General features: G+C 67.4%; 12 protein-coding genes. 8 read left to right on the top strand and 4 right to left on the bottom strand.

Going from position 1 to position 16,121, the window contains the following annotated elements:
• Positions 1–3 precede the first annotated feature (3 nt).
• Complete coding sequence (locus N911_RS0102975; protein ID WP_029894195.1) at positions 4–1,044, bottom strand: hemolysin family protein; 1,041 nt, start codon at positions 1,042–1,044, stop codon at positions 4–6.
• Between the two features lie 140 nt (positions 1,045–1,184).
• Between N911_RS0102975 and N911_RS0102970 the strand changes: the two genes are divergently transcribed.
• Together N911_RS0102970 and N911_RS0102965 are read left to right on the top strand one after the other, a co-directional pair.
• Positions 1,185–2,234 carry a glycosyltransferase family 9 protein gene (locus tag N911_RS0102970; RefSeq protein WP_029894194.1) on the top strand — a complete coding sequence of 350 codons (1,050 nt, stop codon included), beginning with the start codon at positions 1,185–1,187 and terminating at the stop codon, positions 2,232–2,234.
• Complete coding sequence (locus tag N911_RS0102965) at positions 2,227–3,231, top strand: glycosyltransferase family 9 protein (protein WP_237559875.1); 1,005 nt, start codon at positions 2,227–2,229, stop codon at positions 3,229–3,231. Before N911_RS0102970 ends, N911_RS0102965 begins: the two co-directional genes overlap by 8 nt.
• Positions 3,232–3,276: 45 nt before the next feature.
• Here the strand turns inward: N911_RS0102965 and nadD are convergent, their stop codons facing one another.
• On the bottom strand, positions 3,277–3,948 hold the full coding sequence (gene nadD / locus N911_RS0102960) for a nicotinate (nicotinamide) nucleotide adenylyltransferase (RefSeq protein WP_035104269.1): 672 nt from the start codon (positions 3,946–3,948) through the stop codon (positions 3,277–3,279).
• Positions 3,945–5,204, bottom strand: a complete 1,260-nt coding sequence (locus N911_RS0102955; RefSeq protein WP_029894187.1) for a glutamate-5-semialdehyde dehydrogenase — start codon at positions 5,202–5,204, stop codon at positions 3,945–3,947. Before N911_RS0102955 ends, nadD begins: the two co-directional genes overlap by 4 nt.
• A gap of 209 nt (positions 5,205–5,413) precedes the next feature.
• Between N911_RS0102955 and N911_RS17330 the strand changes: the two genes are divergently transcribed.
• Genes N911_RS17330 through N911_RS0102935 form a run of 4 tightly spaced genes read left to right on the top strand, consistent with a single transcriptional unit; the run spans position 5,414 to position 10,155 of the window.
• The gene (locus tag N911_RS17330) at positions 5,414–6,091 is read left to right on the top strand and encodes a tetratricopeptide repeat protein (RefSeq protein ID WP_051693868.1); all 678 of its coding nucleotides are present in this window, start codon (positions 5,414–5,416) and stop codon (positions 6,089–6,091) included.
• Positions 6,092–6,120: 29 nt separating this feature from the next.
• Complete coding sequence (iorA, locus tag N911_RS0102945; protein ID WP_029894185.1) at positions 6,121–7,962, top strand: indolepyruvate ferredoxin oxidoreductase subunit alpha; 1,842 nt, start codon at positions 6,121–6,123, stop codon at positions 7,960–7,962.
• Positions 7,959–8,558 carry an indolepyruvate oxidoreductase subunit beta gene (locus tag N911_RS0102940; protein WP_029894184.1) on the top strand — a complete coding sequence of 200 codons (600 nt, stop codon included), beginning with the start codon at positions 7,959–7,961 and terminating at the stop codon, positions 8,556–8,558. Before iorA ends, N911_RS0102940 begins: the two co-directional genes overlap by 4 nt.
• Before the next feature lie 10 nt (positions 8,559–8,568).
• Entirely contained in the window at positions 8,569–10,155 is a 1,587-nt protein-coding gene (locus N911_RS0102935) for a sigma 54-interacting transcriptional regulator (protein ID WP_029894183.1), read from the top strand.
• A 60-nt stretch (positions 10,156–10,215) separates the two neighbouring features.
• Here the strand turns inward: N911_RS0102935 and N911_RS0102930 are convergent, their stop codons facing one another.
• Positions 10,216–12,540, bottom strand: coding sequence for a cysteine synthase (locus N911_RS0102930; RefSeq protein WP_029894181.1), 2,325 nt, complete (start codon positions 12,538–12,540; stop codon positions 10,216–10,218).
• A 107-nt stretch (positions 12,541–12,647) separates the two neighbouring features.
• Between N911_RS0102930 and N911_RS0102925 the strand changes: the two genes are divergently transcribed.
• Positions 12,648–14,432, top strand: coding sequence for a motility associated factor glycosyltransferase family protein (locus N911_RS0102925; protein WP_029894179.1), 1,785 nt, complete (start codon positions 12,648–12,650; stop codon positions 14,430–14,432).
• Between the two features lie 41 nt (positions 14,433–14,473).
• Complete coding sequence (locus N911_RS0102920) at positions 14,474–16,108, top strand: ArnT family glycosyltransferase (RefSeq protein ID WP_035104268.1); 1,635 nt, start codon at positions 14,474–14,476, stop codon at positions 16,106–16,108.
• The last annotated feature ends 13 nt before the right edge of the window (positions 16,109–16,121 follow it).

Genomic DNA, 16,121 nt, shown 5'->3' with positions numbered 1-16,121 from the left:
GGTTCAACTCCTGCCCTTGCGGGCCACCAGTTTCTCCCGCTTGCGGCGGGCCAACTCCCGCATGTCCGCCACCTGGTCGGTCTCGTCCATGATTTCCTTGCCCAGGATCTCTTCCAGCACGTCCTCCAGGGTGACGACGCCCGAGACCCCACCGTACTCATCCAGGACGACGAACAGGTGCGTCCGTGATTCAAGAAATTTAATGAGCGCCCTGTCCAGGGTCAAGGTCTCCAGGATGAACTCCACCGGTTTCATCATTTCGCCGAGGGTCAGCTGGTCCATGTCGTTGGCCAACGCCTCCAGCACCTCGCGGCGGTAAACCAGACCGATGATGTCCTCGGGATCCTCGTCGTACACCGGGATGCGGCTGTGCGGCCAGATGGAGCGAGTCTCCTTGGCCTCGGCCACGGTCATGCGGGACGGCAGGGAAAAGACCACCGTGCGCGGGGTCATGATCTCCTCCACCGTCTTTACGTCCAGGGAGAGGATGTTCTTGATGGACATCTCCTCGTAGGGCTTGAGCATGCCCGACCTGCGGGTCAGGGAAACGATGGCCCGGATGTCCTCCTCCGTGGTGTGCGGCCCGGCGGCCTTGCCCTTGAGGAGCCGCACGAGCAGCCCCAGCATCCAGATGACGGGAGACAGCACCGCCACCAGCATGGCGATGGAACGGGCCAGATAGGGAGCCAGTTGGCGGGCGTAGACCACGCCCAGGGTCTTGGGGATGATCTCGGAAAATAGCAGTATGATGAGGGTGAATACCAGGGCGAAGAGGGTGAGGTGATCCTGGCCGAAAACCTTTGCCGCGGCCGCTCCCGCCACGGAGGCGCCGGCGGTGTGGGCAACGGTGTTCAGGGTGAGAATGGCCGAGATGGGCCGCTCAACGTCCTGGCGCAGGCTGAAGAGCAGTTCGCCCCCCTTGCCGCCCTTCTTGCGGATGGTCTCGATGTGGCTCCACGAGATGGAGTACAGCGCCGCTTCGCTGATGGAGCAATAGAACGAGATGAGGGTGGCCAGGCCAACGGCCAGGATGAGTTCGAGCATGGATTCGGGTCGCGAGTAAACCGCCCGGCCTGCACCAATGCGGCCGAGGCGGCATGTGCCTACTGAATAGCAGGAAGCCCAGGCCCAGACAAGGCGTGACTTGACCTTCCCGTGTCCGGACTGCATTGTCCCTGCCGACCATGCCCGAGTTCCGCTCCATACTCTTGTGGCAGACCGCCTTTCTGGGCGACGCGGTGCTGACCCTGCCCCTGGCGCAGACCCTGGCGACCGCCTTTCCCGGCGCGGCCGTGCATCTGGTGGTTCGCAAGGGGCTCTCCCCCCTGTTCCGCTCCCACCCCGACTTGGCCTCGGTGCGCGAGTTCGACAAGCGCGGCCGGGGAAAAGGGCTGGCCGGGGCCCGGAACATGGGACGCGAAATAGGGAGGGAGGGGCACGACCTGCTGGCCTCCCCCCACGCCTCCTTCCGTTCCGCCCTGGTGGCCCGGGCCTCTGGCATTCCGGTCCGGGTGGGCTATAGCGCCCCCTGGTACAACCGGTTGGCCTACACCCACACCATCGACCGCCGGTTCGACGAGTTCGAGGAAATCGAGCGGCTGCTCCGGCTGACCCTGCCCCTGGGGCTGAATGAGACGGACTGGGACCACCGGCCCCGCCTCACCCTCCCCCAAGAGGAGCGCGGCAAGGCGGGCGAGCTGCTCTCCTCCCTTCCCGCCCCGGTGCTGGGCCTGCATCCAGGTTCAGTGTGGCCCACCAAGCGCTGGCCCGCCGGCTCATTCGCCGCGGTGGCCGACCGGGCCCTGGAGGCGGGGGCATCGGTGGCGCTCTTCGCCGGTCCCGGCGAGGAGGAGACCGCCGCCGAGGTGAAACGGACCATGCGAGGCAAGGACTCCCCCCGCTTTCTGGACCTTTCCGGCGAGTTGTCCCTTCCCTTGCTGGCCGCGGTGCTGGGCGGGCTGGACTGCTACCTGACCAACGACTCCGGCCCCATGCACCTGGCTTGGACGCAGCACACCCCCACGGTGGCGCTTTTCGGGCCCACGGTGCGCTCCCTGGGTTTCTTCCCCAGGGGAGAACGGTCCGTGGTGCTGGAGGCGGACGTGGCCTGCCGCCCCTGCGGCCTGCACGGCGGGCGGACCTGCAAGCCCGGCCACCACCGTTGCATGACGGAAATCACCCCGGAAATCGCCTGGGCCGAAGTGAAAGGGCAACTGGAGCGGGGCCGTGGCTGATTTCGACATGGTCGCGGTGCGGCTTTCCGCCCTGGGCGACGTGGTCCTGACGACCGGCGTGCTGGAACACTGGCACAGGGAGCGCGGCCTGCGCTTCGGCGTAATCACCAGGGAATCCCTCGCCCCCCTGTTCCAGGGCAGCCCGGCCGTCCCCCGGGTCATCGGCCTGAAGGAGGAGCGGCTGCGGTCCAACTGGTCCACCCTGGCCAACGAGCTGGCGCGGGAATTCGGCGGCCTGCCCCTGGTGGACCTGCACAACGTTGGACGCACATGGCTTCTGGCCTCCATGTGGAAAGGCAAGGTGCGCCGCTACCCCAAGTTTTCCTTCTCACGCCGCTTCTACCGCCGCTTCCGCCTGGGCTGGGCCCGCCGCAGGCTGGAGGCTTTGAACGTGCCCCAGCGGTACACCCTGGCCCTGGACCGGACGGCCCCGCCCCGGGAGGCACTGCGCCCCGTGGTCCGGGTGAACGACGAGGAACGGGACCAGGCGAGCCAAGTCCTGGGAGAACTCGGCCTCGGCTCCCGGCCGCTGGCCGCCCTGCACCCCTACGCCACCCACCACAACAAGGCCTGGCCCAGGGAACGCTGGCTGGAACTGCTCGACCTGCTGGACGAGGCGGGCTGGGACTGGCTGGTGCTGGGCCGATCGAGCGACCCCTTCCTCAAGGAGCGGGCCGGGCCGCGCGACTTGACCGGGGCCACCAGCCTCCGCGCCACCTGCGCCCTCATCCAGGCGGCCGACGTTCTGGTCACGGGCGATTCCGGCCCCATGCACCTGGGCACGGCAGTATCCACGCCGGTGGCGGCCCTCTTCGGCCCCACCACCAGCGCCTGGGGATTCCCTCCATCCGGCGAGCGAGACGTGGTTTTGGAGGTGGAGGACCTGGCCTGCCGCCCCTGCGACATCCACGGGGGCGCGTTCTGCCGGCGCGAGTTGGCCTGCCTGGCGGGCATCCCGGCCAGCCGCGTCATGGACGAACTGTCGCACCTCGCCTAGCCGTCTATTCGGGAAAAAGGAAGATTCCGGCCCCGGCCGGAGGGATTACGGCGACTCTTCACGCCGCCAGGGCGCGAGGTCCTCTTCGGACAGGGTTTCCAGGGCCTTCTCCACTTCCCTGGGAACCAGGTAGGCGATGGACTCCCCGGCCAGCACGGCCCGCCGGATGCGGGTGGCGCTGACATCCAGGGAGGGAGCGGGCACGAAGCGGAGCGTGGTTCCCGAGGGAAAGGACCACAGGTCCTGTTCCATCCTGGCGGCCCCGGGCCAGAATTCGGCCACGAAATGCTCCACCTCCCCCCGTCCGGCGCCGCTGCGCGGCAGGGCCACCAGGGAGGCGTGCTCCACCAGTTCCGCGCCCTTGTGCCAGGTGGGCAGCTTCAGCAGATCCTCCGCGCCAAGGATGAAGTGCAGATCGGTCTCCGGCTGTAGCCTGCGGTACATGCGCAGGGTGCGCAGGGTGTAGGAGGGCCCGGACAGGGCCGCTTCGGCCGTGGAGGGAAAAAAGCCCTCCCGCCCGCAGACAGCCAGCTGCACCAGCCGCCAGCGCAGGGCGAAGGAAAGCATGCCGGTGGTTTCCTTGTGGGGTGGCCTGGGCGCGGGCAAAAACTCCACCCGGTCCAGGGAGGCGGCCTGGGCCGCCTCCACCGCCATGCGCAGATGCCCCATGTGGATGGGGTTGAAGGAGCCTCCGAAGAGCCCCAGCCGTGTGTTCACGTGCGGATCTGCCCCCGTCCCAGGACCACGAACTTGGTGGTGGTCAATTCCTTGGCGCCCATGGGGCCGTACGCGTGCAGCTTGGAGGTGGAAATGCCGATCTCCGCGCCCAGTCCCAGTTCGCCGCCGTCGTTGAAGCGGGAGGAGGCGTTGACCGCCACCATGGAGGCGTCCGCCTTCTGCAGGAAGTCCATGGCCCGGTCGTGGTCGCGGGTGCAGATGATCTCGGTGTGGTTGGAACCGTACTCGGCGATGTGCTCCAGGGCCTCGTCCATGGAGGAGACGGTGCGCACGGCCAGGATGAGGTCGTGGAACTCCTGTCCCCAGTCCTCCTCGCCCGCGGGAACGGCGTCGTCGCCCAGGTGCTTCAGGGACTCGGGGCAGCCGCGCAGCTCCACCCCGTCCCCGCCCAGCAGGCGGGCGGCCTCGGGCAGGAAGGCCGGGGCCACGGACTCGTGCACCAGCAAGCATTCCAGGGCGTTGCACACGCCGGGGCGCTGCACCTTGCCGTTGCGCACAATCTCGAGGGCCTGTTCCAAATCGGCCAGCCGATCCACATAGGCGTGGCAGACGCCCTTGTAGTGCTTGAGCACGGGCATGGCCGCCTGGTCCACAACCGCCCGGATGAGCCCCTCGCCGCCCCGGGGGATGACCAAGTCGATGTACTGATCCAGCTTGAGCAGGTGGGAAACGGCTTCGCGCTCGGTGGTGGGCACCACCTGCACGCACTCCTCGGGCAGTCCGCCCGCCCGCAGGGCCTCGCCCAGCACGGAGGCCAACGCCTGGTTGGAATGGAAGGACTCAGTGCCTCCGCGCAGGACAACGCCGTTGCCCGCCTTGAGGCAAAGGACGGCCGCGTCCACGGTGACGTTGGGGCGGGACTCGTAGATCATGCAGACCACGCCCATGGGAATGCGCATGCGGCCGACACGCAGCCCGTTGGGCCGCTGCCACATGGTCTCGATGGCCCCCACGGGGTCGTCCTGCCCGCGCACCTCCCGCGCACCCTGGATCATGGCCTCCAGTACCTTGTCGGTGATGGTCAGCCGGTCCAGCTTGGCCTCGTCCATGCCCGCCTCGCGGGCGGCGCGGACGTCGGCGGCGTTGGCCTCCATGATTTCATCCCGGCGTGCGGCCAGCAGGCCGGCCAACTCGTCAAGGACCATATCCTTGACATGGCCCGGGGCCTCGGCTATCGCCCGTGACGCCTGCTTGGCCCGGGAGGCCAGTTCTTCCATGCGCGACTGCAGATCCATTCGTTCCTCCTTGCCCTTCGGTGCGGCTGCATTCTGTAGCATGAGCGGCGGGGGCAAGCAATGCGGACGAGGCCTTTCACGGGCCCCCAGCCTTCCCTTTGGAAAAAATCCCGCTCCTTGTGGCAAAAAAGGTGAAGTTTGTTTTGACCTTTTTGTCATTTCAGCGTATTGGGGATACCCTTCATTTTCGTAAGCCGGAGCCACACCACATGATTGAACGCAACCAACCGCAGGGCCAGGCCGACCAACAGGGCGGAAACCCCGGGGCACACAGCCAACTGGCGGAAGTCCTTCCCCCCTGGCTGGCCAACAACATCAAGCCCATCACCGCCGCGGCCGTGGTGGTGGTGCTCATCGCCGCGGCCTTCGCCGGGTACGATGCCTACTCGCGTTCCCAGATACGCGAGGCCACCAACCGACTGGACTCCATCCTCTCCCAACAGGACAGCCCGGAGAAGATGGAGGCGCTGGCCAAATTCGCCGAGAATGCCCCCGGCGAGGTGCGCGTCAACGCCTTGCTGGCGTGGGCCACAGAGGCCATGGAATCCGAAAACTGGGAGTCGGCGGCCCTGGCCTACGGTGAACTGGAACAGGCCGACGCCGAGAACCTGGAGACAGTTGCCTCCCTGGGACGAGCGGGCGCCCTGCTTGAGGCGGGCGAGGCCGCACAGGCCCTGGACGCGCTGACCTCCCTGCTGGAGCGGGTCAGCGAGCCGTATAAGCCGCTGGTGCAGATGCAGCTGGCCCAGGCCGCCGAGAACGCCGGGCAGTGGGACCGCGCCCTGCGGGCATACCAGGCCTTGGTGGGCGCGGGCGACGCCCCCACAGCGGCCTACTACCGTTTCAAGGTCGAGGCCATCCAGGCCAAAATGAAAGACAAATCCTGACACCCCATATCAGTGGAAGGTGAATTCCGATGCCCCATCCCATTACCAACGGTTCAGCCGGAGAAATCCACCTCCTGCTCGGCAACGAGGCCATCGTGCGCGGTGCCATTGAGGCCGGCGTGGAGGTCGTGACCTGCTACCCCGGCACCCCCTCTTCGGAGGCTCCCGACACCTTTTACCGCCTCTCGCCTGACGGGCAGTACTCCTTCGAGTACTCGGTCAACGAGAAGGTGGCCCTGGAAGTGGGTGGCGGCGCCACCCTGGCCGGGGCCATGACTCTGGTCACAATGAAGCACGTGGGCGTGAACGTGGCTGCGGACCCCCTCTTCACCCTGACCTACATCGGTTCCCCCGGCGGCTTGGTGCTGCTCTCGGCCGACGACCCCGGCTGCCACTCCTCGCAAAACGAGCAGGACAACAGGCTCTACGCCCGCATGGCCGGGCTGCCCGTGTTCGAGCCCTCCACCGCCCAGGAGGCCAAGGACATGGCCCGCGACGCCCTGCTCCTCTCCCGCGAGCTGGAGCAACCGGTGCTGCTGCGCACCACCACGCGGCTGAACCACCTGCGCGGCCCCGTTGAACTCGGCGAGGCCCGCCAGCCGCGGAAGGTTCCCACTCCGGCCAAGAATTTCCGCCGCTTCGTGCCCGTCCCGGCCGTGGCCCGCGCCCGGCACCCGGTGTTGCTGGAAAATCTCGAAAAAGCCCGGTCCCTGGCCGAATCCTCGCCCTGGAACCCGGTTTCCGGCGATGGCGGGGTGGGCATCGTGGCCAGCGGCATCTCACGGGCCTACGTCCACGACGTGCTGGAGGCAGAGGGACGCCGTGAAAAAACCCGCTACTTGGAGCTTGGCTTCTCCTACCCGCTGCCCGAGAAAGCATGCCTGGACATGCTTGAGAACTGCTCCACCGTTCTGGTGGTGGAAGAAGGCGAGCCGGTGGTGGAAAACGAACTGCGGACCCTGGCCCAGCGGCATGGACTATCCACCACCATACTTGGCAAAGGCACCGGCGGGTTGACCCGCCTGGGCGAGTACGACTCCGGCCTGGTCCGCCGGGCCGTGGACCTGGCTCTGGGCGAGACCCCGGCCGAGGTAGACAACTGCCAGGCCCCCGAAGGGCTGCCTCTGCGTCCGCCAAACCTGTGCGCCGGCTGCCCCCACCGGGCCGCCTACTACGCCGTGCGCCAAGTATTCGGCGACGAGGCGCGCTACTCCTCGGACATCGGCTGCTACACCCTGGGCCTGCTGCCACCCCTGTCCGCGGCCGACTTCCTCCTCTGCATGGGCTCCTCGGTCTCGGCCGGGTCGGGCTTCTCCCTGGCCTCGGACGAACCCGTGGTGGCCTTCATCGGCGACTCCACCTTCTTCCACTCCGGCATCACCGGGCTGGTCAACGCGGTATTCAACCACCACGACGTGCTGCTGGTGGTGTTGGACAACCACACCACGGCCATGACCGGCCACCAGCCCCACCCCGGCGTGGAAACCACCATACACGGCGCCAACGAGGGCCGGGTGGACATCGAGACCATTGTGCGGGGTTGCGGCGTGACCCAGGTGGCCACGGTCAATCCCCTCAACCTGAAGAAGACCGTGGCCGCGCTTGAGGAAATGAAGTCCATGCGCGGCGTTCGGGTGCTTATCGCCCGCGAGCCCTGCCCGCTGCACGCCCGCAAGCTGCTGGGCAAGAAGGGCAAGCGCACCGCTTTCGTACCCGAGACCACCGACTCCGTTCGCGATTGCGTCTCAAGGCTGGCCTGCCCCGCCTTCCGCGTGGACGGCGAAGAGGTCAGCGTTGACGAAAACGCCTGCTCCGGATGCATGGTTTGTCTGCAGATCACCACCGACATCAAGACCAAGGGGACCGCATGAACCGTCACCTGCGCACCCGCGTGTTTTTGACCGGCGTGGGCGGCCAGGGCACCCTGACCGCCACCCGCATCCTGGCCCAGACGGCGCTTGACGCAGGGCTGGCCGTCACCGCCGGGGAAATCCACGGCATGGCCCAGCGCGGCGGGGTTGTGGAATCCTTCGTCCTGGTGGGCGGCCACCGCAGCCCACGCATCGCCCACGGCGAGGCTGACGTGCTGCTTGGTTTCGAACCCATGGAGACACTGCGCGCCCTGCCCTACCTGCTCCGGGGCGGACTGGTCCTGTCCAACTCCGAGTTCATCCCCACCATCGGGGCCAACCAGGGGCTGGAATCCGCACCCTCCCTGGACGAAATCAAGGCCAATGTGGCCCAGTGCGCCGGAGAGGCGCACTACATCCCGGCCGCCAGCCTGGGCCGCGAAGCCGGGGCGTTGCAGAGCGGAACCATGGTCCTTTTGGGCTCGCTGTGCGCCGCGAACCGTCTGCCCTTTGGCCCGGACCAGCTTAAAAAGACAATCCAGGCCAACCTGCCGCCCAAGCTGGTGGACATAAACCTACGCGCCGTGGACCTAGGCGCCGGGGCCCTGGAGGCCTGACACCCGGACCATGGACAGCAAAGCACGCTCCACGGAGAACATTGCCCTGTGCATGCGCACGCTCAGGGACATCTTGGCCGAGTTGGGGCCCAAGACCCCGCTGCAGCCGGGCATGAAGAACCTCCTCAAGGCCTTGGCCGAGAACATGGGCTACAAGCGGGCCTTCCTGGCCATCTTCGACCAGGAGTCCGACACCCTGCGCATTGGCCTGACCTACACCCAGCCCACCTCGTCCCAGGCGGACTATACGCCTGGGCAGGGCGTCATCGGGCAGGTCTTCGAGTCCGGTTCCTCCATCGTGGTCTCCCGCATGAAGGACCACCCGGAGTTTCTCAACCGGGCCTTCGGCCGCAGCACGGAGGAACTGTCCTCCCTGGCCTTCATCTCCGTGCCGGTCATCGCGGTCAACTCGGAAAGCCGCGAGGTGCTGGGCACCCTGTCCGTGGACCTGCCAACCCAGCCGCGTGAAATCCTGGAAGCCAACCGCCAGTTCCTGGAGGTGGTGGCCGGGCTCATCGCCAATCAAGCCGCCCTCCTGCAGGAGGAAATGGCCCTGCAGCGGCACCTCATGGCTCACGGCATGGGCCTGGGCTCGGAGGAGCCCTACCCCCACATGCCCAACATCGTGGCCACCTCCAAGACCATGCGCATGGTCCTGCAGCAGGTCTCGCAGGTGGGTCCCTCCCGGGCCACGGCCCTCATCCGGGGCGAGTCCGGCACCGGCAAGGAGCTTCTGGCCGAGGCCATCCACGCCGCCTCGCCGCGCGCCGACCAGCCCCTGGTCAAGCTTAACTGCGCCGCCCTGCCGGCGGACCTCATCGAGTCGGAGTTGTTCGGCCACGAGAAAGGGGCCTTCACCGGCGCGGTCAGCCAGAAAAAGGGCATGTTCGAACAGGCGGACAAGGGAACGCTCTTCCTGGACGAAATCGGCGAGCTGTCCCTGGAGGCGCAGGCCAAAGTGCTGCGCGCCATCCAGGAAAAGGAAATCCAGCGGCTGGGCAGCGAGCAGACCATCACCGTGGACACCCGGCTCATCTGCGCCACCCACCGTCCGCTGGAGGACCTGCTGCAGGAGGGAAACTTCCGCGAGGACCTCTACTACCGGGTCAACGTCTTTCCCGTCTTCATCCCGCCCCTGCGGGAGCGCCGCGACGACATCCTGCCCATGGCCGAGCATTTTCTGGACATTTTCTCCAAGGAATACGCCAAAAAGATCAAGCGCATCTCCACTCCGGCCATCGACCTGCTGACCTCCTACCACTGGCCGGGCAACGTGCGGGAGCTGCGCAACTGCATGGAGCGTGCGACCCTCATCTGCGACGAGGACGTCATCCGCTCCTACCACCTGCCGCCCTCCCTGCAGTCGGCCGAGTCCTCGGCCACGGACACGGACCTCTCCTTTGGCGAGGCCGTGGCCAAGTTCGAACAGGAAATCCTGGTGGACGCCCTGAAGAAGGCCAAGGGCAACATGCTCCAGGCCGCCCGCGACCTGCGCGTCAGCTACCGCATCGTCAACTACAAGGTGAAGAAGTACCGCATCGACCCCAAGAAGTACGGGGGCCAGGGCAAAAAGAAACGCTCCCAGTCCTCCACCTGAGGCCGGGAGCGTCGAAGATGACGATTCAGGGCCGCTCGCCGCGAGGCGGGCGGCCTTTTTCTATGTGGAAGTGCGGTACAACCGGCTGCCGCCGGGAGTATCCTCCACCCGCAAGCCCAGTTCGCCCAGTTCGTCGCGCAGGCGGTCGGCCTGCTCGAAATCCCTGGCCTTCCTGGCCTCCTGGCGGCGGCGCACCAGGTCGGCCGCCCCGACGGGCCACTCCGCCTGGGGGATGGGCGCGGCCTGGGGATCGATGAAGCCGAGCACGCCGTCCACCTCCCGCAGCGCCTCCAGCAGCTCGGCCGCCGGCGCCCCGGACAGGCCGCCCTTGCCCAGCAGCCCGTTGGCCGCGCGGATGGCGGAAAAGAGCGAGGGCCAGAAGCGGTGCAGGGCCAGGTCGTCGTCCAGGCAGGACTCCAGAGAGGAACGCAGTTCGGAAGCCTCCCGCGCCGCTTCCTCCGCGCCGCGCGCCTCGCCCTCGCTGGCGGCCGCCAAGGCGGCGTACAGGTCCTGGGCCTTGCGCCGGTTGCGGGTCCACATGGACATGGAGTCCGGGGCCAGGGCCAAAGGCCGGTGATAGGATGTGGACAGCAGCCACATGCGCACGGCCAGGGGGTCGTGCTCCGCCAGCAGATCGCCCACGCTCGGCGGCTCGCCATGCCCGCCCGCTTCGCGCAGTTCAACCGGCTGGGCAATCATCCAGGCTTGGGGGATGGTGCGGGCGGCTTGGCCGAAGATGGCCGCGAAGTTCTCCAGATGGGGGAACCGCTGCGATTCCGAGACCAAAAAGACGTCCACGCCGGGCAGATTGTCCACCGCGGCCGCGGCCAACTGCACGAACCAGCTCGGCCGCACCTTGCCCCAGCGCGTCTCCAGCACTTCGCCCTGCTTGAGGTCGGCCAGGCTGGCGCGTTTGAGCAGGGTGAAGTCCATGGGGTTCTGCTTGAGGTAGGCCTCCAGGTCCACGGTGTGCCCCAGCCGCAGCCCCGAGGTGTCCTTGTGGGCGGTCTGGCCGTAGCGGCGATCCCGCTCCACGTCGAAATAGACGCTGCGCAGCTTCTCGTAGGCCAGCCCCCTGGAGAGCAGCGTGGTGGTCAGCTCCACCGGGGTGGAGGACTCGCCGGACGCGCCGGCGAAAGAGACCAGGGAGGCGTCCACGCCAAGCTTGGCGGCCGTTTCGCCAAGCTCCTTGCGCACTTCGCGGGCCAAGGCCTCGCGGCTGATTCCCTTGGCGCGGGAGGCCTCCAGGGCGCGGTCGTCCATGTCCGCCAGCCCCACCAGGCAGCGGGCGGGGACGCCACGTGCGTTCAGCCGCCTGGCCAGCGTCTCGGCCAGCAGAATGCGCCGCCAGGCTTGCAAGTCGCCGGGGACGTCCAGACTGGGGCCGGGGGTGAAGATGCCCAGGCCGTCCGGCCGCCGGACCAGCGGGGTCTTGCCGCCGGAGGCCAGGTCGAAGACGCGCGGCCCCTCCCGCTGCTCCAGGGCGAAGAGCGGGGTGGAGAGGTAGCGCTCGCCCCCGTCCGGGCAGATGAAGACCACTAGGCCGGTCTCCCCGGCCTCATCCAGCTCCCGCGCCAGCTGCATGGCGGCCGCCCCGGCCGCGCCGGAACTCATGCCCACGAACAGCCCTTCCTCGCGGGCCATGCGCCGGGCCGTCTCGAAGGCTTCCTCGTCCTCCACCCGCACGATGCGGTCCGGCCAGGACTTGTCGAAAATGCCGGGCGGGTAGGACTCCTGCATGTTCTTCAGACCCTGGATCTTGTGCCCGGCGTGGGGCTCCATGGCCACCACCTTCACCGTGCCGGAAAGCTCGTGCAGCCGCCGTGACAGCCCCATGGCCGTGCCCGAGGTGCCCAGGGTGGAGACCACGTGCGTCACTTCCCCGCCGGTCTGCTCCCATATCTCCTCGGCCGTGCCCTCGTAGTGGGCCTGGATGGAGGCGGGGTTGTTGAACTGGTCCATGAGCACATAGCGGTCCGGCTCCTCGCGGGCCAGCCGGTAGGCCTCCTCGATGGCCCCGTCGGTGCTCAGGTGGCCGGGCGTAAGCATCAGCTCCGCGCCGTAGGCCCGCATGATGCGCTTGCGCTCCTCCGAGGCGGACTCCGGCATGAGCAGCATGAGGCGGTAGCCCAGCACGGCGCAGACCATGGCCAGTCCGATGCCGGTGTTGCCGCTGGTTGCCTCGATGACGGTCTTGTCCGGCGTCAACTCCCCGGAGGCTTCGGCCGCTCGGATCATGGCCAGGGACACCCGGTCCTTGATGGAACCGCCCGCGCTCTTGGCCTCCAGCTTGGCCACCAGGCGCACGCCGCCCACAGGGCCCAGACGTTGCAGTTCGACCAAAGGAGTGTGGCCGATGAGTTCAAGAATATTGGAATGGATCATGCATTTTCCCGGCAGGCCGCCAAAATTTCGCCCGTCGCGGCCGTGCGGACAGGGATAGGGAAAAACGGCCCCCGCGGCAAGCTCCGGGGCCATGCAGAGAGGAAACGATGCAACTGTACGCCTACCTCAAGCAGAACGTCGAGGCGCTGCGGAGCGCCAACCCTGCGGTCTTCGCCTGGCTCCAGGCCAGGGAATACGACATGAGCGATCTAAGCGACCGCGTCTTCGTCAACGAGTCCGGCGTGCTGGACTGGCGCCTGCCAGGCGGCCAGGGCCTCTTCGAGCCCATCCCCCCGGCCACCTACTACCGGGGCTGGACATACACCGACCGGGCCGACACCTCGGCCACCCTGCTGGTGGGCTGCAACGTGGGGTACGGCCTCAACCATGTGCTGACCAGCACTCCGGAGTCGCACAAGATCGTGGTGCTGGAGCCGCGCCCTGAGTTGCTGCTGGCCTGCCTGGGCCAGACAGATTACACCGAGTTCATCGCCTCCGGCCGACTGCATTTCATGCCGCCCAACGAGGAATATCTGGCCGAGTTGATCCGCCACCTGGACCTGCAATTCCTCTTCGGCAAGGTGCTGCTGCGGGAGGACGTGCCCAGCCGCCAGATCGGCCCGGAATACGCCCGCTGGGTGAACCGCTGCAAGGCCCGGCTGGAGAACTTCACCGTGGAAATGACCACCCTGCGGTTGCGGCAGGACACCATGGTGGGCAACGAGCTGAACAATTTCCAACGGGCGGTTTCCGACGGTTCCCTGTCCTGCCTGCAAGGCTCCGCCAAAGGCTTGACGGCCGTGCTCTTCGGCGCGGGCCCCTCCCTCTCTGAAAACGCCGCGCGCTTCCGCGAAAACCCGCACGGAGCGCTGTACGCCACCTCGCTGCAGGCATTGCCCGCCCTGCTCAGCCACGGCATCCAGCCGCACTTCTGCCTGGCCATCGACTACTCCGAGGGCATGCTCAACATTTTCGACAAGCTGGACCACGAGCGGGCCGCCAACGTGCCCCTCATCTACTCCACCAAGGTCCAGCCGGAGCTTCTGGAGCGCTACCCCGGCCCCACCCTGCCGCTTTGGACACAAGGCGGCATCTCCACCTTCGTCATGAAGGACAAGGAGTACGTCATCGACGCGGGCGGCAACGTGGGCGTGACTCTGCTGCGCTTTCTGGAGTGGCTCGGGGCGGAGCGCATGCTGCTGGTGGGCCAGGACTTCGGCTGCCCCGGCGACCGCACCCACGCCGAGGGCCACCACGGCCAGCGCGCCCTGGATGGCAACAAGCAGTACACCCGCCAGGTGAAGGACGCCTCGGGCAACGCCATCGCCACCTCCCCGCAGCTCATCGCCGCGCGGCGAGACATGGAGGACGACTTGGCCCGGCTGCCCCTGCGGGTCTGCAATCTGTACGGAGGCGGCGCGGTTATCAAGGGCGCGGAAATGGTGGACTGGGAGACCATTGAGAACGAACGCCTTCTGCGTTCCAGCGCTCCCGAGGCCGTGGACGCGGTGCTGGGCAAGCTGGAACAGGCCGGGCGCTCCTGCCGCCGTCCCGCCTTCGAACACCGCTCCCACCGCTGGACGACCTCGCTGCGCAACGTGGAGAAGCGGCTGCACAAGCTTTTCAAGCACCTGGACCGCAACCAGTACGAGATCAACCAGACCCTGCGCCAGATAGGCACCTTCCTCAAGCAGGACCCCCTCTACACCCCATACCTCTTCAACGAGATCATGGACGTGGCCGGGTTCGTTCACGCCACGCGCGAGTACAGGCGGGCCGACTTCGTGCCCATCCGCGACATCCTCAAGCGCGCCGTGAACAAGGTCCGCCACATGGACCGCATGCTGTGCGTGGAAACCACCAAGAACAGCGGACAGTCACAGGCGGCCTGACGACCATTGCGTCGCCGGGCATGAGGGGATAAGACCCCCTCATGCTCGCCCGCGCACTGAACACGATCCACCAGGGGGCGCGCCAGCGCCCCTTCCTGTTTCTGGCCCTGGTCCTGGCCGCCATGTGTTTGACCATGCTCGACGCCAGGGCCTTGTGGTTCTCCGACGAGGTCCGCTACGCCAACGCCTTCCAGAACTTCCTGGACGGCCACTGGGTGGTGCTGCACCTCAACGGCGAGATGTACCCGGACAAGCCGCCCCTGTACTTCGGGCTGCTCTGGCTCATCTCCCTCTTCACCGGCGGGGCCACCATGCCCACCTTCATGCTGGGCGCGGCCGTGTCCGGGCTGTTCTTCCTGGGAGCCACCGCCTGGCTGGCCCGGAGCGTGGCCGGGTACGGCAGGGAGACCCTGCTCACCGCGGGAATCGCCCTTCTGGGCTGCTTCTATTTCGTGGGGCTGACCCACTACTCCCGCATGGACCTGCTTTTCGCCTCCCTCATCCTCGCCTCCCAGGCGCTGCTTTTCCTGGGCATGCGGGCCAAGCCCACCGGGTTCTCCTGGCTGGCCCTCACCGGCTGGCTGGCCTCCGCCCTGGCCGTGCTGACCAAGGGGCCGCTGGGCTTCGCCCTGCCCCTGGCGGCCATCGTGGTCTACCTTGCCTGGTCGGGCCGCCTGCGCCGCCTCTTCCGGCTGGACACGCTGGTCGGCCTGGGGCTGGTGATCCTCCTGGTGGGCGGCTGGCTGCTGGGGGCCTGGCTGGTGGAGGGGGACGCCTACGTCAACAACATCCTCTACAAGCAGGTCTACCGCCGGGCGCTGGACTCCTGGCACCATGAGCACCCCTTCTACCACTACCTGCTGACCCTGCCCCTGGTCTGGCTGCCCTGGACCGCCCTGCTGGCCTGCCTGCCGCTCAAGCGCCTGCGCGACGGCGGGTTCTGGCGCGGACTGTGGGCCTCGCGCAAAAACGCGGGCGGCCCGGCGTTCCTGTGGTGCAGCCTGCTGTCCGGCTTCGTGCTGCTGTCCAGCGTGCACACCAAGATCGTCATCTACGCCCTGCCCCTGTTCGCCCCGCTGGCCATCCTCACCGCCCGGGGCGTGCTCTCCCTGGAAGGTGAACGGCGCAAGCGGTTCTGGACCATCGTCACCGGCTACTTCCTGCTGCTGGCCCTGCTGGTGCCGCTGTTCGAGATCTTCACGCCCTGGCCCATCCCCGTGGGCGGCACCGGCCTGGTGCTGCTCTGCCTGGCGGGCACGGGCGCGCTGGTCCGGTACGCCTCCCGTCTGGGCACCGGCCCGGCCCTGGCGGCCATGGCCATTGGCATGGTGGTCACCCTCCAGCCCATCGGGCTCATCACCCTGCCCTCCCTGAACCCGGCCATGAGCCCCAAGGCCACGGCCGAGGTCATGAAGGACTACGTGGAGCGCGGCTACGAACCGGCCGCCCACAACACCTACGCCGGCATCTACACCTACTACCTGGGCCGCGAGTACATGGAGACCCAGGACCTGGAGAAGATCGGCCAGTTCGTGGAAGACAACGGCAAGGCGGTGGTGGCCTTCAAGAAGAAATACTGGCAGCGCTGGGAGGACAAGCCCGCAGACATGCGGGTTGTCTTCGAGCAATGGATCGTGGACCGGCCCTACGTGGTGGCCGTGACCACGGAAGAATAAAAAAGGGCCGGAC

The organism is Desulfohalovibrio reitneri (assembly GCF_000711295.1).
GTDB lineage: Bacteria > Desulfobacterota > Desulfovibrionia > Desulfovibrionales > Desulfovibrionaceae > Desulfohalovibrio > Desulfohalovibrio reitneri.
The sequence above is the reverse complement of the archived record's forward strand: the minus strand, read 5'-3'. Positions and strand labels throughout refer to the sequence as shown.